Consider the following 17,745-nt stretch of genomic DNA (forward strand, 5'->3'; position numbering starts at 1 on the left):
GGGGACGACGAGTACGACGACACCGTGGACCTGCTCATCTCGCTGGCGATCGGTGTGATATCGATATTCCTGTTCGTCCGATCGAGCCGGTTTTCGGGCGTCAGCACCGCATCTGGAGATCCCGGCGCCGCCTATTGGCCCCGTATCGCCCTCGTCATTATCATGGCCGCCTGTGCGCTCAACGCGTTCAACATCTACCGTCGAAGCGATGACATCGACTTTCGAGGGCTTCTCCCGACCGGCGACGCCCTGGATAGTCTGAATCCCGCCGCGTTCACTCCCGAGACCCGTCGGTTCGTCCTCTCGCTCGTGTTGATGATCCCGTACTTCCTGCTCCTGCCGGAGGTCGGGTTCCTCGTCGCAACACCGGGATTCCTCTTTGCGATCCTTTGGACGTTAGAGTACCATTCGATGCCCAGAGCGGCGATATATAGCGTTCTCATCACCGTTTTGGTGTTCATACTGTTCAGAAACTTCATGAACATCGCATTGCCGTACGGAACCGGACCGTTCCGCGAGCTGGGGATCCTGGTCGACGGGCTCGTGTAGTCCGTTTCGGGATCTTCCGCCGCTCACGTTTAATTTAGGGGACGAAGCGGGCGAGTTCTGCGCGTCTGCGACGGAATCCGACCGCCTCGGCGAGTCTCTCGTGTGGTTCGATCCGCTGTTCGCGGAGCGCGATCGGGACCTGAAGTGAATCACTTGAGTTGCGATTAGATGTTAATATATTTCATATCAATATTGGATAAAAGTAATATTTTAGATGTATTTGGCTCAAACGTAGTCACGTCTCTATTCACGATCGGGTGAAGAACGCCGATTTACATCCGATCTCGGCGGTAAATGTGGATCCGCTCGCGGTTGACGAGGCAGTGATCTGCATCATCGATGACGACTGGCTGTACGGTGCTGTGGGTCCTGAAGCGAGCAAAGTTCGAGATTTCAGGGTCCGTTCGACGTGACGACAAACGACACGATGGTTTCCAGTCGAGATACATCGCCGTCATCGATCCGATAGTGTCGAATTTCTCGTCGATGACGCCGATTACTCGGGAGCTGTCCTCGCTGAGGACGGCGACCGATTTCAGGTGATTTCCCACGGGGCTTGGAACTCCATCGAACATATAACTTAAAAAATAGAATAGCAAACATTACTGATCTCAAATATGTTTAGATACATCGATCCACGGACCACAGAGCCCCGCCTCCAAGGCCTCGCTGCCGCTCCAATTCGGCAAGAATCGACGCGACCCAACGCCCAGTTCGTTTTGTACGCGTTTCCTCGTCTTCGGTACGCTTTTACGCTCACGCGACGCCCGATCATCCACATGCTGTCACTCGATCACGTGATGATGCGCGTCGAGGACCTCGAGGAATCCCTCGAGTGGTACAAGACCCACCTCGAGTACGAGGAGAAGGGCCGCTGGGAGGCCGACACGTTCACCAACGTGTTCCTCGGCCCGGAGGACATGGCCGACGACGGCGCCAAGCTGGAGTTGACCTACAACCACGACGGGCGAAGCTACGAGATGGGCGACGCCTGGGGACACATCGCGGTCCGCGTCGAGGACCTCGAGAGCGCCTACGAGGGGCTGATGGAGGGCGGCGTCGACGACTACCGCGATCCCGAGTCCTGCGGCGGCGACTACGCGTTCGTGAAGGACCCCGACGGCCACGAGGTCGAGATCGTCGAGCGCGACCACGGCGCGCCCTGGAGCCTCGATCACACCATGATCCGGATCGAGGACCCCGACGAGGCGCTCGGCTGGTGGGCCCGCAAGCTCGAGTACGCCTACACCGGCAAGCGGTGGGAGGCCGACACCTTCGCGAACTACTTCATGAAGCCCGTCGGGGCGAGCGAGGAGCAGATGGCCGTCGAGTTGACCTACAACTACGACGACCGGACCTACACCATGGGCGACGCCTGGGGCCACCTGGCGGTCCGTACCGACGACCTCCACGGGACCTGGGAGGACCTCATGGCTCGCGACGCCGAGGACTACCGCGATCCCGAATCGTGTGACGACCGCTACGCGTTCACGAAGTACCGGGACGGCCACGAGATCGAGGTCGTCACCGACGACTGATCGGTCGATCGACGTCGCGTCCGCCGTCCAGTCCCGCCTCGTCCGGATCGTTTTGATCGCTCGGCGAACCTCGTCGGCCACGGGTTCGCCATTCGCTTCGCGCCGTCGTGAGTCGACGACGTATCGCTCGTCCGGTCGGCATTACTGTCGTAGTGTTGTAATCGTAATAATTATATACGTCTTTATCCTCTCTGGGAGTCGAGCAATAAAGAACGCCTCCCGACCGGGGGTCGTCGACGAGCGTCCTCCGGGTCGGGACGGATCGTTGTGGGGTCAGTTCGCGGCGTCCGAGACGACCTCGGCCGTGGCGTCACTTTGGAGGTCGCCGCGCACGAACCGCTCGCCGGTCTTCTCGTTGAACAGGTACAGCGACTCCACCCGTGGAACGATCGAGGCGTGCTTGCCCTCGTCGATCTCGGAGTCGACCGGCATGACCGTCCGGAGCTCGCCCTGGGGACCGTCGAGGTACATCAACACCTCGTCGCCGAGCGGCTCGTGGAGCGAGACCGTGGTGTCGATCCCCGCGTGGTCGGGATCGCTCGGCGTGCCTCGACGATCGTTTTCTCGCTGCCCCACCCCGACGCCTCCAGGGCCGCGCTCGATGCGATCGTCGAGCACGGGGACGCCGGGACCGACGTCTTCGACACGAGCACGCTCTCGGCGCTGACCGCACGCGAGCTCGCCGAGCAGGCGGATTCCGCCGGCATAAACTACCACGACAGCCCCATCACGGGCGGCGAGGTCGGCGCGCAGACGGGCGAACTCACCATCATGATCGGCGGTGACGCGGACCGGATCTCCGACAATCGGGAGGTGCTTTCCGCCATCGCCACCGACGTCTACCACATCGGCGAGGTGGGCGACGCGCAGTTCGTCAAGCTCATTCACAACCACGTCGGCCAGACGACGCTCGTCATCTTCATCGAGGGGCTGCTCCTCGCCGACGAGTTCGGCGTCGATCCCTCGACGCTGTATCGAACGCTTCGCCACTACACCCAAATATACGACGACAAGCTGGACTCCTTCTTCTCGAACGAGTTCGAGGAGTTCGAACGGCACTTCGCGATCGACGAGGACGCCGGCGTCTACAGGAACAAGTTCCACCTCGACGTCGCACACAAGGACCTCGTCGAGCTCAAGAGCCTCGCGGACAAATACGAGACCTACCTCCCGCTCGGAAACTTCGTCGAGCAGTTCCACCGCGAGGGAATAAACGCCGGATACGGCGACCGCCCCCACCCCGACCTGCTCCAGTTCTACGCCGACATGTTCGACGCCGAGATCGAATCCACGGAGGAGGGACGCTCGAAGAGCGAGGGTCGGATCATCTGATCCCGCGTTCGCCCGGACCGCTCCCGTTTCGAGAACTCATTACCCATTCACCTGTTTCGTTCCGCTGCTCTTCTCCCCCCACCCGGAGATTTTCCCTTCATCCGGATCTCCTCCCTTCACCCGGATCTCCTCCCCTCCGACGGGGCTTCCCGTCTTCGAGGTGCTTCGATAGTCATCGACTGCCATAGTAAGCTATATATCCCCCAATACGGTGGTTGTGTCCGAGGCGAACCATCGATCGGCGGCCGGCACACAGACGGCGCGTTCGATGGGAGCTTCGGATCGAGCCGCTGTCGGGCTCGGGTCCGATCTGACCTCCCGACACGGCAGTCGAAACCACACCGCAGGACGACTGCGGGGCAACCGCGGCGCGACCGCGAACGGAGATCACGATGATAGGAAGCGCGCACCACTACGGCGTGACGGTATCGGACATGGACGACGCACTGGCGTTCTATCGGGACACCCTCGGCATGGAGGTGGTCGACGAGCTCTCGTTCGCGAGCGAGGAGTTCAGCAAGTTCGTCGGCGTCGAGGGGGTGGACGTCGACATCGTATTCCTCGATGCGGACGGCTGTGCGGTGGAGCTGCTCGAGTACCACGACCCCCCGGGGGACGACGCGAACCGCGGGGTCTCGAACAACGACGTCGGCGCGGCCCACTTCTGTCTCGAGGTCGACGACCTCGATGCGACCTACGAGGACCTTCGATCGGAGGGCGTCGAGTTCATCAATCCCCCACAGACGCTCGATAACGGCGCCGATGTGGCCTACGTGTACGATCCCGACCGAAACGTGATCGAGCTGCTCTCGGAGTGACCGTGATGTTCGACGACGAGGACCTCTTCAAACGCGTACATCACGTGGCGTACACCGTGGACGACCTCGACCGGTACCGCCCGTTCTTCGAGGACGCGCTCGGCATGTCGTTCGTCGCCCACCGGGAGATGCCCGATGCCGGCTACGACGCCGCCGTCTTCGAGGTCGGCGAGACCTACATCGAGGTGCAGCTCCCCCGGGGACACCCGGAGATCGAGGAGTTCCACGAGACGCACGGGAACGGACTCAACCACGTTGCCTACGAGGTCGACGACATGGACGAGGCGGTCGCCGCGCTCGCGGAACGCGGGATCGAACCGGCGTGGGACGAGCCGATCATCGCGCCGACCTTCCCCGACTGCAAACTGCTCGACATGGACGAGGAGACGAGCGAGGGGATCTACCTCCAGCTCGTCGAGGAGATAGCGGACGAGTCATGAGGAACTAGCGGACGATACATAATGCTCAACATCCCATCACAGCTTACGGAACTCGACGAACCGATCGATGTCGGCGTCATCGGAGCCGGCCTGTTCGGCACGCGGCTGGTCGATCAGGTCGAACGCGCTCCCGGCATGCGGACCGCGGCGCTCGCGGACATCGAGACCGACAAGGCGGTAGAGACGCTTCAGAACGCGGGCGTGGACGACGCGCTCATCGAACAGGTCGACGGGACCGAATCCCTCGAGGCGGCGATCGAAAGCGGCGACCGGGCCGTCATCGCCGACGGTGTGGATCTGGCTAACGCCGACGTCGACGTCGTCGTCGAGGCGACCGGGATCCCCGAGTTCGGGGCCCGACACGCCTATACGGCCATCATGAACGAGACACACGTCGTCATGGTCACCGTCGAGGCCGACACCGTCGTCGGCCCGACCCTCGCGCGGCTCGCCGAGAAGGCCGGGGTGACCTACTCGATGGCCTACGGCGACCAGCCGGCGCTCCTCGCGGAGCTCTACGACTGGGCGCAGACGATCGGCCTCGACGTCGTCGCCGCCGGAAAGGGCAACCCGTTCATCGAGGAGTACCGCTACGGGACCCCCGAGGACGTCTTCGAGCGCTGGGGCTTCGACGAGGAGTTCGTCGAGGAGAACCAGCTCAACCCGTACATGTACAACTCCTTCCTCGACGGAACGAAGGTCGCCGTCGAGATGTGCGCGGTGGCGAACGCGACCGGCCTGAAGCCGGACGTTCCGGGGATGCACCTTCCCACCGCCGAACTCGAGGACATCCCGGAGAAGATGCGTCCCAAGGAGGACGGCGGCCTCCTCGATCGTACGGGCGTGGTCGACACGATCAGCTCGCTCAAACCCGACGAGACCCAGGTCGAAAACGACATCGAGTTCGGCGTCTGGATCGTCACGACGACCCCCAACGAGCGCGTCCAACAGTACCTCGACCAGTACGGCGGGTCGGGGATGTACATCGCCAGCGAGGGCAAATACCAGCTGTTCTACCGCCCGCACCACCTCCCGGGCACCGAGACGTCGGTCAGCGTGGCGAACGCCGCGCTTCGAAACGAGCCGACCGGCGTACCGAAGAACCGCGAGGCCGAGGTCGTCGGCGCCGCGAAAAAGGACCTGGCGCCCGGCGACGAACTCGACGGCGGGGGCGGATACACCGTCTACGGGCTGCTCGTCGACGCGGAGACGGCCACCGAGGAGGACTACGTCCCCCTCGAGCTGCTCGACGATGCGACCGTCACCACCGACCTCGAGAAGGACGACATCGTGACCTTCGACGACGTCGAAGTCGATCAGGAGTCGTTCCTCTACCGGCTTCGGATGCTGCAGGACGCCGAGGCATCGCTGTAGTTTCCCGGGAACCCCATCCCGGTCCGTTTTTTCTCGATCCGACCCGCTGTTCGTCGCCCGGCTACTCGTCGAGCACCCGCTTGAGCGCCGCCAGATGCTCGTCGCGATCACGCGTTATCTCCTCGGGCGACTCATCGTACTCGAAGAACCCGGCGCCGTCCTCGATCCCGCCCCGTCCCGACTCCAGCCGGTCGGCGAACAGCTCGCCCGGCTCGTCGTCGTCACACAGGTGGGGATAGAGGTTCCTCGCGTTCGTCTCGAAGAGGTCGAGACCCGCGATGTCGGCCGTCTCCATCGGACCGATGATCGAGGTCCGGCGGGCGTAGCCGTCGCGGACGGCGGCGTTTATGTCCTCGAGCGAGGCGACGCCCTCCTCGGCGAGGTGGAGACACTCGCGAAGCACCGCGAACTGGATCCGGTTCCACACGAACCCCGGGACGTCACGCTCGGCGACGATCGGGTCGCGATCGACGCCCTCCAGCAGCGATTCGGTCCGCGCCACGGTCTCGTCGCTCGTCCGCTCGCCGCGGACGACCTCGACCGGGGTGAGCAGGTAGGGTGGGTACCACCAGTGACAGCCGACGATACGGTCTGCGGCCTCGTTGCCCTCCGCGATGTCGGTGACCGGGATCCCCGACGTGTTGCTCGCCAGGAGCGCGTCCGCGGGGGCCGACTCCGCGAGGTCCTCGAACACCTCGCGTTTGATCTCGAGTTCCTCCGGAACGCTCTCGAGAACGACGTCGGCGTCGGCGACGCCGTCCGCCCGGTCCAGCGTGAACGAGACCCGATCCAGGACGGCCTCGGGCGTCTCCGAGGTGAGGTCCTCGTCGCGAAGGAATTCGACCGTCTCCTCGATACGTTCGCTCGCCTCGTCGAGGTTCGACTGTCGGTGATCGACGACCGTCACGTCCCAGTCGTGTAACGCGAAGTGTACCGCGAACCCGTGTCCCATGTCTCCTGCGCCGATGATCGAGATGTGCTCCATGGCGTTCCGGAGCAACCCCCCGATCGTAGTAAAACTTCCCCCACCCCGCAAACGTAACGCGATCCGACCGCTTCGGTAGTCGACCCGACGCTCCGTCAGTCGCCCCGACCGATCACCGGGTTTTGACGAGCACGTCCGGGATCGACACGCCCTCGCCCTCGGCGTGGACGACGACCGGGTTGAGGTCGAGCTCCTCGATGGCGGGGACCTCGCTCGCGAGCCGCGAGACGTTCTCGAGAAGCGACGCGAGAGCCTCCACGTCACCCGGCTCCTCCCCGCGGTACCCCTCGAGCAACCGGCTCAGTTCCGTCTCGTCGATCGCCTCCCGCGCCTCCTCGCGGGTCACCGGCGGGATGCGAACGACCGCGTCGTCGAACGCCTCGACGAGGGTCCCGCCCGCGCCGACCGTGACGGTCGGCCCGAACGCCTCCTCGGTGCTCGCGCCGACGAACGCCTCGGTGCCGTCCGCGATCATCGGCTGGACGAGGACTCCCTCGACGTCCGCTCCGGGAACGTGTGACCGCGCGTTCTCGAGGACCGCGTCGTAGGCGTCGCGAACCGAATCCGCATCCGAGAGGCCGAGCCGAACCGCGTCGGCGTCGCTGCGATGTGGAACGTCCGGCGAGTCGACCTTGAGGGCGACCGGATAGCCGATCTCCTCCGCGTACGCTACGGCCTCATCACTCGATCCGGCCACGCCAGTCCGCAGGAGGTCGATCCCGAACGACCGGACCAGCGATTCGGCCTCGCTCCAGGTGAGGACCCGATCGTCCGGGAGATCGTGGTCGGATCCGGTCGATCCGGCCGGTCCGGTCGATCCGGTCGACCGGGTCGATCCCTCGTCGATCGTTCCGTCCGTCGCGTTCGCCGACCGCCTCGGATCGCCGTTCGCCCATCGGCGATCCGGGGTGTCGCTTTCCGCCATCGGGGCTCCCGACCGCACGAGCGAGGCGACGGCGTCCATACACCGCGCCGGGTCGTAGAAAAGCGGCATCTCCGCTCTGACCCGCTCGTACGGCTGGGGGTCGTCGAGGTCGGCCGGATCCTTCCTCCCGGTCCACAGCACGAAGACGGGCGCGTCGGCGGTCTCCCCTATCTCCAGGAGGTCGTCCGCGATGGCGTCCGCGCGCTCGTCCACCGCCGGCAGCCCGACGGCGAGGACGTACGCGTCGAACCCGTCGTCGGCCAGGAGTGCGTCGGTTATCTCGGGGAGAACGTCGGCACCGTATCCTCTGATGTCGGCCGGGTTGTGCATCTCCCCGAAGGTCAACAGGTCGTCGATGTCGAGGAGGGCGCGCTCGGTGTCGCCGTCGATGTCCGGAAGCGAGAGGTCCCGTTCCCCGGCGAGATCGGCGAGGTGACCCGCGAGTCCGCCGCTCGTCGAGGCGATACACACGCGGTCCGACTCCGGCGGATCGAACGCCGCGTGCGCGCTCGCCCGCACGAGAAGGTCGGAGATGTCGTCGACCCGCTCGACTCCGACCTGGTCGAAGGAGCCCTGCCAGACGTCGTCGTCGCCGGCCACGGAGCCCGTATGCGAGAGCGTGGCCGCCTCCGCGTCCGACGTTCGCCCGGTCTTCACCACCAGCACCGGCGTCCCGTTCCGACGTGCCCTCGCCGCCGCGTCCATGAACCGGCGCGGGTCCTCGAGTCCCTCGAGGTAGACGCAGATCACGGACACCTCCGGGTCGTCGGCCATGTAGTCCACGTAGTCCGTGACGCTCAGATCGGCCTCGTTCCCCGTCGAGGCGATGTAGGCGAAATCGACGTCCTCGTCGGCCGCCCGCTCGAAGAACGTGGTGAACGCCAGCGCCCCGGACTGGCTCACCAGCCCGATCGATCCCGGTTCCGGCCGCCGCGAGCAGGTGCTCGTGAGGACGGTCCCCTCGAGCGCGTTCGCCAGACCGATGCAGTTCGGCCCCCCGACGCGAATGTCGTACTCCTGTGCGGTCGCCGCCAGCTCCGCCTCCAGTTCCCGTCCCCGCTCGTCCGCCTCCGCGAATCCGGCGGTAATGACGAGCGCCGCCGGAACGCCCATGCCGCCCGCCTCCGCGACCGTCTCGACGACGTACTCGCGGGGAATGCTCACCACGACGAGGTCGACCACCTCGGGGAGCTCCGAGACGTCGTCGTAACAGGTTCTCCCCCACGCCTCCTCGCGGCTCGGGTTGACCGGGTAGACCGTTCCGTCGAACCCGTACTCGAGGAGGTTGTCCATCAGCTGCGATGAGTACCACGAGTCGGGGCTGGCGCCGACGACCGCCACCGACGACGGCGAAAAGAGCGGGTCGAGGTCGATTCGCGTGTCCATGCCCGGGCGTGTGTCGCGTCGGTAATATAGCTATGGTCGCCCCGAGGGGTCGTTCACGAGTTCCCTCCTCTCGTCGCTTTACGCCGGCCGCTTCACGCCGGGCGGACGCTTCGCGCTGGACGGACGTCCCACGCCGGACGACCTCGACCCCCGATCGCCGGTGAACTTTTGGTTCCGGTCCGCGGGTGGGGATCCATGTCGAACGTGACATACGACTACGACGGACGGACGGTCATCGTCACCGGAGCCAGCTCGGGGATCGGACGGGCGATCGCGACCCAGTTCGGCGAAGCGGGAGCCGCCGTGATAAATGCGGACCTCCGGCCGAACCCTCCCGAGGACGCGGATCGCCTCCCGACCCACGAACTGATCGAGGACCGCGGCGGGAACGCCGAGTACGTCGAGACCGACGTCTCGAACCGTCGGGACATCGAGACGGTCGTCGAGGCGGCCCGCGAGTACGGCGGCGTCGACGTGATGGTCAACAACGCCGGCGCGCACGTCTCCGGCTCGGTCCTCGACGTCACGTCCGAGGAGGCCGAGATGATGGAGGCGGTCAACACCGGCGGCGTCCTGTTCGGGTGTCAGATCGCGGCCGCGGACATGCTCGAGCGGGACGTCGAGGGACGCATCGTCAACACCGCCTCCATCCGGACGGACACGGTCCGCGAGGACCAGATACTCTACAACATGACCAAGGCCGCGATCAAGATGATAACGCGCTCCGCGGCCATCGAACTCGCAGCGGACGGGATCCGCGTCAACGGAATCTCCCCCGGTCGGACGTCGACCGGACTCTCGGAGCTCACGGAGAAGGCGGAGGAGTGGTCCGAAAGCGGCGACCTGGTGAAACCGATCCCGGTCGGTCGTCCGGCCCAGCCCGAGGAGATCGCCTCCGGCGCGCTGTTCCTGGCCAGCGACGAGGCCGAATACGTGACCGGCGAGCTGTTGACCATCGACGGCGGCTGGTCGATCTACTGAGGCGGCTACGGCCAGGCGTCGCTTCCGCCCCGCCGGACCGTCTCGAAGAAGTGTTCCCCGCCGGTCTGTCCGCCCTTCAAACACACCTGTATTCCGTCGAACCGCTCGTCGTCGGAGCTCGCGACACAGAGCGGGCTCCCCGGCGCGAGCGGGCGGTGGTACTCGAGCGCGTAGACGTCCAGCGCCGGGGTCACGTACCCGCTCGTGTCGCCGCCCGCGACACACACCCTGTCGACGTTCGACTCGCGGAGCACCGCCTCGAGTATCTCTCCCTGCGTGGTCCCGATCCGCTCGCCGACGTCGACGTCATCCGGCGCGGCCGTCCGGGTCTCCTCGATGGCCGGATCGTCGGGCCCACGGGCCGAGTATATCACGACGCTTTGGCCGCGCTCGAGAGCATCCATCGCCTCCCGGATCACCCGTTCGCGTTCCGACTCCGTGCCATCCGGACGAACGAGCGCGGACGTATCGAGGCGGATCCCGTCGAACCGTTCGTCCGCGATCGCGTTCGATATCTGGTTCGCGGTCTCCGGCGACGCGCTCCCGGACATCACGAGCAGCTGGTCGACGGGATCGGGTCCCGACGGAACGTCTCGCCGCGAAGTCCCGTCCGTTTCGCTCCAGTGGGCCGTCAGCGCGTAATCGAGCCCCGAGGATCCGACCGCGAAGACCGGGCCCTCGGTCGACTCGGCGGCCCGCTCCCAGACCAATCGCCCGACCGTTTGGAGGTGGCTTCCGTCCACGGCGTCGAAGACGACGATCTCCGGGTCGGTCTCCAGCAGGCCGGCGAACTCGGCGTCGGCGTCCCCGCTCTCGAGCGCGAGGAGATCGAACCGATCGATGTCGCGGTCGGTCTGGTCTCGCAGGTGTCGGCCGAGATCGCTTTCGGTCATCGGCGTCGTCGGGTGTTCGCTCATCGTCGGGTGCCGATCGAGCCTGTAGGTCCGGTCCCCGACGGTGGCGAACAGGTTTCCGAAGACCACGTATCGCTCGAGCGCCGGAACGCCGACGACGACCGGGACGAACGGCGATTCGAACACGGGCTGTGCGACGTCGATGGCGTGTCCGATGCTTCCCGTCTCGGGGGCGGAATCGAAGGTCGAACAGACCTTGTACTGGACGAGCGAGGGGTCCAGCTCGGCGAACCGTTCGAACACCGCCGGGAGCCGCTCGTCCATCTCCGCCGGACTCATCGATCGACTGCGGCCGGCGACCCCGACGGCCTCCAGATCCGCGAATCGCCCGGTCAACTCCTCCGGGCTCGGCGGGTCGAGGAACAGCGCGGTTCGAACGCCTCCCAGCGCGAGCGCCTCCATCGCGTCGGTCGATCCCGTCAGGTCGTCCCCGTAGTAGGCCAGGTCGACGTCCGATTCACTCATCGTCCCCGAACGCCTCCATCGAGGCCCGGAGCTCCTCGTGATCGCGTGCGTACTCCTCGAGCGGTATTCCCGAGGTGGCCGCCTCCCAGCCCTGCTTCAGGGCCGCGACGCCGTCGGCCGGCCCGCCGGGATGGCCCATGATTCCGCCCCCGGAGAGATACAGCAGGTCCGCGTTCCCGAGCCGCTCGTAGGTCGCGGGCGCCTGTTTCGCCCACTGGCCCGAGGAGAACACCGGGAGCGCGCCGTCGTCGCCGGGAATCGGGTCCTGTACCGCGCGCGCGGACGCGATCACTGACTCGTCCGACTCGGCGAACTTGTTCTCGAGGCCGTTGACGTGGAGGTGGTCGACCCCGACCAGCCGCCAGAGCTTCTGGTAGGCCGTGTACTCGAACCCCAACTGGGGACACCGCGACAGCGCACCCCACCCGTTTCGGTGGCCGTGGATCGGCAGCTCGGCGTGCCGTCGAAGCTCCCGAACGGCCGCCAGCCCGACGCTGTTCAGACTCACCATGACGCACGTGCCGCCCGCATCGCGCACGACGTCGTGTCGGTGGATCATCTCCTCGACGTCGCCCGTCACGTTGAAGGCGTACATGACCTTCTTGCCCGTCTCCGCCTCGTGGTCGTTGATCACGGACATGACCGCCTCGACGCGGTCCTCGAACGGGGAGTAGGGCGGATCGGCGATGAGCTCGTCGTCCTTGATGAAGTCGACGCCCGCCTCGACGAGGGTCTCAACGAGCGACGCCGTCTCCTCGGGGGCGAGGCCGACGCTCGGTTTGATGATCGTTCCGATCAACGGACGGTCCCGGACGCCGATCAGCTCGCGCGTGCCATCGACGCCGAACGCCGGGGTCGGACACTCCTCGCCGTATTCGGGCGGCACGTCGACGTCCAATACCCGGACCCCCGACAGCGACTGGAGTTCGAAGACGTTCCCGGCGATCGCCGTCCGGAGGTTCGGAACCGACACGCCGACGTTCTCGAGCGGGAGCGAGAGCGTCACTTCCGCGCGGACGTACTCGTCGACGTCTCCGGGTTCGGGCGTCGCACCCGGCAGCGTCGGCTCCGGAGCCCTGCCGATCTCGGTCACGTCCACGACGTCACCGCCGTGGCGCTCCTGGAGGTCCGCGGTCTCGGCCTCGACGTCGACGAACGTGCTCGCCGACTGCTCGCCGGCCATCGCCTCCGCGGCTTCCCTCGCCGATCGCGGCGTTTCGATGCGGTAGGTCGCGGTGAATCGCTCCGCCATGGTACCCACAGCGTCACGGTCCGTCATTAATCCTCCCCTGGAGCGACCGATGCCGACCGGCCTCTCGACTCGGAGGATCGGTCCGACCTGACTCCGAAAGCCCTCGGAGGAACACCGATACCTTTAGACGTGCGGTGGGATAGCTGTTGGCATGCCACAGAACACGGGGCGGATCGCCTGTCTCGACGGGCCGAAGAACGTGGAGCTGAAGGAGTTCGAGGTCCCCTCACCCGAGCCCGGAGCGATCGTGACCGAGGTCGTCCGCGCGAACGTCTGTGGATCGGAGATCCACATCTGGAGCGGCGGCCACCCGCACATCACCGACGGTCCGCTGGGCCACGAGGGGCTCTTTCGCGTCCTCGAGCTCGGCGACGGCGTTTCGACCGACCACGCCGGCCGGCCCGTCGAGGAGGGCGACCTGATCGTTCCCGCCTACTTCGCGACCTGCGAGTCGTGTGTCCGCTGCGGACAGGGCGAGTTTCGGCTCTGTGAGCACGCCTACGATCACTGGTCGCAGTCGGCGGACGTCCATCCGCACTTCCATGGAACCTTCGCCTCACACTACTACGTCTACCCCGATCAGTTCTTCTACAAGGTCCCCTCGGGCCTGGACGAGGGGCCGGTCGCCAGCGCCAACTGCGCGCTCTCGCAGGTCCTCTGTGGCCTCGACGCAGTCGAGGTCGGGTGGGACGACACGGTCGTCGTTCAGGGCGCCGGCGGGCTCGGACTCGCCGCCGTCGCGGCCGCCCGCGAGCGCGGCGCGCGAACGATCGTCATCGACGGCGTGGAGGCTCGACTCGAGCTGGCCGAGCGGTTCGGCGCCGACCACGTCGTCGACATGCGGCGGGTCGATACGGTCGACCGGCGCGCCGAACGGGTCCGCGAGTTGACCGACGGGGACGGGGCCGACGTCGGCGTCGAGGTGGCCGGCGTGCCCGACGCGTTCTCGGAGGGGATCGAACTCCTCCGGGAGGGCGGGCGGTACCTCGAGATGGGGAACGTCGTCCCCGGTCACACGACCGAGTTCGACCCGGCGAGGATGACCCGCAAGTCGATCGACGTCGAGTCGGCGATGCGGTACGACCCGTGGTATCTGCGAACCGCGATCGAGTTCCTCGAGACTGCGGGCGACGAGTATCCCTTCGAGGACCTCTTCGATTCGGACTTCCCGCTCGCGGAGGCCGAGGAGGCCATCCGCCGATCCGACGAGCGTGACGTCGGCCGCGCCTCCATCGTCCCCGAGCGGTGAGGCCGCTCGGCGACGTCGCCTCGGTCCTCACCGCTCCCCGTCGTTCCTCGCCGATCCTCACGGCTCCTCGTCGCCCCTCGCCGGTTCTCATCGCCCCTCATTGATCCTCGTCCGAGTTCCCGATCGACCACACGGTCGCCAACCACCGACCGCCGAAACGGGACTTTCGAGGCGCCACAACGCTTAGGCCGACGGACGCGCATTCGAGTCGTGATGTCCCTCGAACGGAGCTACATGTTCGTTCCCGGCACCGACCCGGAGGCCATTGCGGACGCGCTCGGCTCGGTCGCCGACGTCGTGATCGTCGATCTGGAGGACACCGTCCGTCAGGGCGCGAAAGCGGACGCCCGCGAGAGCGTTCTCGACCTGATCGAGAGCGGCTCGTCCGGCGACGTGGCCGACGGCCCCCGTCTCACGGTCCGCGTCAACGGCCTCGATACCGAACACGGGGTCGCCGACGTCCGGGCGATCGCCGCCGCGGACCATCCGCCCGAACTCGTGTTTGTCCCCGACGTGCGGGGCCCGACCGAGGTTCGGATCGTCGACGACATTCTCGCCGACCACGGCGCCGACGTCGGGATCGTCCCGCTGCTCGAACAGCCGGACGCCTTTTTCGAGGCCCGCTCCATCGCCCGGTCGACCGATCGGGTTCGCGGTCTCCTGTTCGCCGCTATCGACTTCCAGATGAACGTGGGCATGTCCATCCTCGACGAGACCGACCTCTCGGTTCCGAGATCCGTGCTCTCCATGGCGGCGGGTGCCGCCGGCATCTCGGCGATCGACAAGCCGAACCTCGCCGCCGTTCACGATCGCGATCGAACCCGATCGGAGGCCCGAGCGGCCAAGGCGGTGGGATACGACGGCAAGGCCGCGATGTCCGACGAGCAGGCGGCGGTGATCAACGACGTCTTCACGCCCTCGCGAGAGGAGGTCGATCGGGCGAAACGATTCGTCGACGCCTTCGAGGCGCGCGAGAAGGGCGTCGCCGTGATCGACGGCGTCGCGATCGACAAGCCGGTCGTCGACCAGCTTCGCGATACGCTCGAGCGGGCGCGATCGGCCGGGATGGACGTATAGACGCGTGAGGCTCCCGCGAATGCATCGACGCGTGAGGTTCTCGGCGTGGTTCGCGTGCGGCGGGTGGTTCGGGTACGTCGGGGTTTCGAGTTCGATGTTTTCGATGACGGGCGGTTCGCCACGGCGGTAGCTTCTTTGCGGGAGGGTGCCTGCACCAGGCCGTGTTCGAGTTGGACCACCGGGGAGCGCTCGGCGACGACACGACGACGCAGGCACTTTCGGTCCTCCCCCTCGTCGTCCTCGTCGGCGCGACGAGCGCGGTCCTCGTCAAGCTGAGCTCGGCGCCGAGCGCCGTCAAGGTCAGCTATCGGCTCGGGTTCGCCACGCTCGGCTTCGCCGCGTTCTCGGCGATCGCATATCGCGACGCGTTCCGGGAGTTCTCCGGTCGGGACCTGTTGGTCGCGTCGGCCTCCGGGATCGTTCTCGGGGGCCACTATCTGGTCTGGTTCGAGAGCCTCCTTTGGACGACCGTGGCGGCGTCGACGACGCTCGTTCAGACGCAGACGATATTCGTCGCCGCCCTCGCGTACCTCCTCCTCGATGAGAACGTGACGCGCCGGACCGTGGCCGGCCTCGTCTTCGCGGTCGCCGGCGCCGCGTTCATGTCGCTCGGCGGCCTCGCCGTGGGATCGCTTCTCAACGGCGCGAACCCTGTCCTCGGGAACCTGTTGGCCATCGCCGCCGGGCTCCTGTTTGCGGGATACATCCTCATCAGCCGCTGGATCCGCCAGCGCGTCGCGGCCATCCCGTACGTCACCGTCGTCCACCTCCTCGCGACCGTGGTCGCCTTCCTCTTTGCCGCCGGGACCGGCGAGTCGGTCGCGCTGTGGGCGTATCCGCGGTACGAGTGGCTGTTGTTCTTCGCGATGGGGTTCGGTCCCAGCTTCGTCGCCCAGTCGCTTTCGAACTGGGCGATCCGGTACGTCCCCTCGAACGTCGTCAGCGTCTCCTACCTCGGCACTCCCGTCGTCAGCTCGATTTACGCGCTCGTCTTCCTCGCGGAGGTTCCGGGCGTCGGAACCCTCGTCGGCGGCGCGCTCACGCTGTTCGGGATCTACGTGGCGATACGGACGCCGTGACTCGGTGGCCGGTTCGCGTCCGACCCCCCGTCAAACGCGTTCGAACGGCCTCCGTGGTGCCGGTCATCGATCCGTTCGAACGGCCTCCGCGGGACGGCCTCAAAGGTCGGCTCCGAGAACCCGATTTCCGACGAGCAACGCCACCCCGAGCGCCATCAGGCCGCCGAGCAGCAGGAACGACGTCCCCCACCCGAACCGGTCGGCGAAGAGCCCGACCACGATCGATCCCGTGGAGGCGACGATCATGTACGCCGTTCTGACGAAGCCGAAGGCGGTCCCGCGCTCCTCGGCGGTGAGGTGATCCATCACCCTGGGGATCACGGCCGCACCCCACCCCATGCTCAACCCGAGCAGGAGGATCCCGGCGCTCACCGCGAGCAGGCCTGACCCGCCCACTAACACGCCGATGCCGCCGATCCCGGAGAGCAGACAGACGCCGGTCGCGAGGTCCCGTCCGTAGCGGTCAGAGAGCGCCCCGACGCCGATCTGGAGGACTCCCTGCACGACGAAGTAGGCGGCGAAGAACGTGCTCGCGAGCGCCGTCGAGTGGCCGTGGTGTTCGATGAGGAACGTCGGGAGGAACGACGCGAGCGCCTGCCAGGTGAAGTCGGCCAGGATCGCGATCGCGCTCGAGAAGACGATCGACGGCCGTGTCACGATGTCCAGGAGGGCACCCGGATCGATCTGTTCGCGCATGGACCGGTCGGGCTTGCGCGGTTCGGTCGGCCGGACGTACCGCGCGAAGAGGACGAACGTCGGAACGGCGATGAACGCCCCGACGGCGATCGCCGGTCGCCAACCGTACCTCGCGGCGACCCACGCGACGGCGACGGGCGTGAGGAGTCCCGCCACCGGCGCGCCGCCGTTGTGGATCCCCACGGCGGTCCCGACGTCGTCGTATATCCGCGTGAGGAACGTCGTCGCGACGCTGTAGTGGAGCCCGGCCGCGCCGCCGAGCAGGACGGTGCCGACGAGGAAGACGGCGAAGTGCGGCGAGAAGGCGAGCCCCAGGCTGACGAGGCCGGTCCCGCCGACCGAGACGAGGATCACGAGCCGCTCGCCGTATCGGTCGGCGAGGATCCCGCTCGGGAACTGCGTGAGCGCGTAGGCGAGCCACATCCCCGAAAGCGCCGTGCCGATGACCGCGTTCGAGACGCCGAACTCCGCCGTCACCGTCGGGACGACCGGGCTGATCGCCAGCCGGCCGACCATCGTGACGAAGAAGGCGAGCGTACACAGCGCGAGGACGGTATCGCGGTATCGTCGGTTCCGTATCACGGCGGCGTCGATCGGCGCGGCGATCCGCGGCCTCGTCCGTCGCCGGAACCGCGTCCATGTCCGAGGGCGTCGCCGGAACCGCGTCCACGCCCGGGATCGCGTC

17 protein-coding genes are annotated in these 17,745 nt (G+C 66.6%); 10 read left to right on the forward strand and 7 right to left on the reverse strand.

All coding sequences use genetic code 11. From position 1 onward, the window contains the following. Positions 1-24: 24 nt before the first annotated feature. On the forward strand, positions 25-549 hold the full coding sequence (locus ACZ5YD_RS12900) for a tripartite tricarboxylate transporter TctB family protein (RefSeq protein WP_379743970.1): 525 nt from the start codon (positions 25-27) through the stop codon (positions 547-549). 779 nt (positions 550-1,328) lie between these two features. Further along, positions 1,329-2,087 carry a VOC family protein gene (locus tag ACZ5YD_RS12905; protein WP_379743968.1) on the forward strand — a complete coding sequence of 253 codons (759 nt, stop codon included), beginning with the start codon at positions 1,329-1,331 and terminating at the stop codon, positions 2,085-2,087. 273 nt (positions 2,088-2,360) lie between these two features. Here ACZ5YD_RS12905 and ACZ5YD_RS12910 read toward each other — a convergent pair whose 3' ends face one another. Continuing rightward, positions 2,361-2,663: a hypothetical protein gene (locus tag ACZ5YD_RS12910; protein ID WP_379743966.1), complete on the reverse strand. Its 303-nt coding sequence runs from the start codon at positions 2,661-2,663 to the stop codon at positions 2,361-2,363. Between ACZ5YD_RS12910 and ACZ5YD_RS12915 the strand changes: the two genes are divergently transcribed. Then, positions 2,613-3,419: an NAD(P)-dependent oxidoreductase gene (locus ACZ5YD_RS12915; protein WP_379743964.1), complete on the forward strand. Its 807-nt coding sequence runs from the start codon at positions 2,613-2,615 to the stop codon at positions 3,417-3,419. The genes ACZ5YD_RS12910 and ACZ5YD_RS12915 overlap by 51 nt on opposite strands. A 39-nt stretch (positions 3,420-3,458) precedes the next feature. Here ACZ5YD_RS12915 and ACZ5YD_RS12920 read toward each other — a convergent pair whose 3' ends face one another. Then, the gene (locus tag ACZ5YD_RS12920) at positions 3,459-3,605 is read right to left on the reverse strand and encodes a hypothetical protein (protein WP_379743962.1); all 147 of its coding nucleotides are present in this window, start codon (positions 3,603-3,605) and stop codon (positions 3,459-3,461) included. Between the two features lie 206 nt (positions 3,606-3,811). Here ACZ5YD_RS12920 and ACZ5YD_RS12925 point away from each other — a divergent pair, with 206 nt between their 5' ends. From ACZ5YD_RS12925 to ACZ5YD_RS12935, 3 genes are read left to right on the forward strand one after another with little or no spacing between them, the layout of a single operon-like run. Next, positions 3,812-4,237 (forward strand): VOC family protein, encoded by a 426-nt coding sequence (locus ACZ5YD_RS12925; RefSeq protein WP_379743960.1) that lies wholly within the window; start codon positions 3,812-3,814, stop codon positions 4,235-4,237. A 5-nt stretch (positions 4,238-4,242) separates the two neighbouring features. Further along, on the forward strand, positions 4,243-4,677 hold the full coding sequence (locus ACZ5YD_RS12930; protein WP_379743959.1) for a VOC family protein: 435 nt from the start codon (positions 4,243-4,245) through the stop codon (positions 4,675-4,677). A gap of 21 nt (positions 4,678-4,698) precedes the next feature. After that, a complete protein-coding gene (locus ACZ5YD_RS12935; RefSeq protein WP_379743957.1) occupies positions 4,699-6,051 on the forward strand; it encodes an NAD(P)H-dependent oxidoreductase in 1,353 nt (450 codons plus the stop codon). Positions 6,052-6,112: 61 nt separating this feature from the next. Here the strand turns inward: ACZ5YD_RS12935 and ACZ5YD_RS12940 are convergent, their stop codons facing one another. Continuing rightward, positions 6,113-7,036, reverse strand: coding sequence for a 3-hydroxyacyl-CoA dehydrogenase family protein (locus ACZ5YD_RS12940; RefSeq protein WP_379743955.1), 924 nt, complete (start codon positions 7,034-7,036; stop codon positions 6,113-6,115). A gap of 112 nt (positions 7,037-7,148) precedes the next feature. After that, positions 7,149-9,347 (reverse strand): acetate--CoA ligase family protein, encoded by a 2,199-nt coding sequence (locus tag ACZ5YD_RS12945; protein WP_379743953.1) that lies wholly within the window; start codon positions 9,345-9,347, stop codon positions 7,149-7,151. A gap of 195 nt (positions 9,348-9,542) precedes the next feature. Here ACZ5YD_RS12945 and ACZ5YD_RS12950 point away from each other — a divergent pair, with 195 nt between their 5' ends. Beyond that, on the forward strand, positions 9,543-10,328 hold the full coding sequence (locus ACZ5YD_RS12950) for an SDR family NAD(P)-dependent oxidoreductase (protein WP_379743951.1): 786 nt from the start codon (positions 9,543-9,545) through the stop codon (positions 10,326-10,328). A gap of 5 nt (positions 10,329-10,333) precedes the next feature. Here the strand turns inward: ACZ5YD_RS12950 and ACZ5YD_RS12955 are convergent, their stop codons facing one another. Together ACZ5YD_RS12955 and ACZ5YD_RS12960 are read right to left on the reverse strand one after the other, a co-directional pair. Beyond that, complete coding sequence (locus ACZ5YD_RS12955; protein ID WP_379743949.1) at positions 10,334-11,707, reverse strand: four-carbon acid sugar kinase family protein; 1,374 nt, start codon at positions 11,705-11,707, stop codon at positions 10,334-10,336. Beyond that, the gene (locus ACZ5YD_RS12960; RefSeq protein WP_379743947.1) at positions 11,700-12,986 is read right to left on the reverse strand and encodes a ribulose-bisphosphate carboxylase large subunit family protein; all 1,287 of its coding nucleotides are present in this window, start codon (positions 12,984-12,986) and stop codon (positions 11,700-11,702) included. The genes ACZ5YD_RS12955 and ACZ5YD_RS12960 overlap by 8 nt, the downstream gene beginning before the upstream one ends. Before the next feature lie 124 nt (positions 12,987-13,110). On the opposite strand from ACZ5YD_RS12960, the gene ACZ5YD_RS12965 reads away from it, so the two are divergent. From ACZ5YD_RS12965 to ACZ5YD_RS12975, 3 genes are all read left to right on the forward strand, one after another. Then, the gene (locus tag ACZ5YD_RS12965) at positions 13,111-14,208 is read left to right on the forward strand and encodes a zinc-binding dehydrogenase (RefSeq protein WP_379743945.1); all 1,098 of its coding nucleotides are present in this window, start codon (positions 13,111-13,113) and stop codon (positions 14,206-14,208) included. Positions 14,209-14,421: 213 nt separating this feature from the next. After that, positions 14,422-15,285, forward strand: coding sequence for an HpcH/HpaI aldolase/citrate lyase family protein (locus ACZ5YD_RS12970; protein WP_379743943.1), 864 nt, complete (start codon positions 14,422-14,424; stop codon positions 15,283-15,285). A 161-nt stretch (positions 15,286-15,446) separates the two neighbouring features. Next, positions 15,447-16,364: a DMT family transporter gene (locus ACZ5YD_RS12975; protein WP_379743941.1), complete on the forward strand. Its 918-nt coding sequence runs from the start codon at positions 15,447-15,449 to the stop codon at positions 16,362-16,364. A gap of 99 nt (positions 16,365-16,463) precedes the next feature. On the opposite strand, the gene ACZ5YD_RS12980 is transcribed toward ACZ5YD_RS12975, so the two are convergent. After that, positions 16,464-17,576 (reverse strand): MFS transporter, encoded by a 1,113-nt coding sequence (locus ACZ5YD_RS12980; protein WP_464384476.1) that lies wholly within the window; start codon positions 17,574-17,576, stop codon positions 16,464-16,466. Positions 17,577-17,745: the final 169 nt, after the last annotated feature.

This window comes from Halopenitus salinus, assembly GCF_055397165.1.

What these genes read in the sequence shown, in the direction of transcription:
- ACZ5YD_RS12905 (WP_379743968.1), top strand. Translation starts at nt 1,329, where the DNA reads ATGCTGTCACTCGATCACGTGATGATGCGCGTCGAGGACCTCGAGGAA.
- ACZ5YD_RS12920 (WP_379743962.1), bottom strand. Translation starts at nt 3,605, where the DNA reads ATGGCAGTCGATGACTATCGAAGCACCTCGAAGACGGGAAGCCCCGTC.
- ACZ5YD_RS12925 (WP_379743960.1), top strand. Translation starts at nt 3,812, where the DNA reads ATGATAGGAAGCGCGCACCACTACGGCGTGACGGTATCGGACATGGAC.
- ACZ5YD_RS12930 (WP_379743959.1), top strand. Translation starts at nt 4,243, where the DNA reads ATGTTCGACGACGAGGACCTCTTCAAACGCGTACATCACGTGGCGTAC.
- ACZ5YD_RS12935 (WP_379743957.1), top strand. Translation starts at nt 4,699, where the DNA reads ATGCTCAACATCCCATCACAGCTTACGGAACTCGACGAACCGATCGAT.
- ACZ5YD_RS12940 (WP_379743955.1), bottom strand. Translation starts at nt 7,036, where the DNA reads ATGGAGCACATCTCGATCATCGGCGCAGGAGACATGGGACACGGGTTC.
- ACZ5YD_RS12945 (WP_379743953.1), bottom strand. Translation starts at nt 9,347, where the DNA reads ATGGACACGCGAATCGACCTCGACCCGCTCTTTTCGCCGTCGTCGGTG.
- ACZ5YD_RS12950 (WP_379743951.1), top strand. Translation starts at nt 9,543, where the DNA reads ATGTCGAACGTGACATACGACTACGACGGACGGACGGTCATCGTCACC.
- ACZ5YD_RS12955 (WP_379743949.1), bottom strand. Translation starts at nt 11,707, where the DNA reads ATGAGTGAATCGGACGTCGACCTGGCCTACTACGGGGACGACCTGACG.
- ACZ5YD_RS12960 (WP_379743947.1), bottom strand. Translation starts at nt 12,986, where the DNA reads ATGACGGACCGTGACGCTGTGGGTACCATGGCGGAGCGATTCACCGCG.
- ACZ5YD_RS12965 (WP_379743945.1), top strand. Translation starts at nt 13,111, where the DNA reads ATGCCACAGAACACGGGGCGGATCGCCTGTCTCGACGGGCCGAAGAAC.
- ACZ5YD_RS12970 (WP_379743943.1), top strand. Translation starts at nt 14,422, where the DNA reads ATGTCCCTCGAACGGAGCTACATGTTCGTTCCCGGCACCGACCCGGAG.
- ACZ5YD_RS12980 (WP_464384476.1), bottom strand. Translation starts at nt 17,576, where the DNA reads ATGGTCGGCCGGCTGGCGATCAGCCCGGTCGTCCCGACGGTGACGGCG.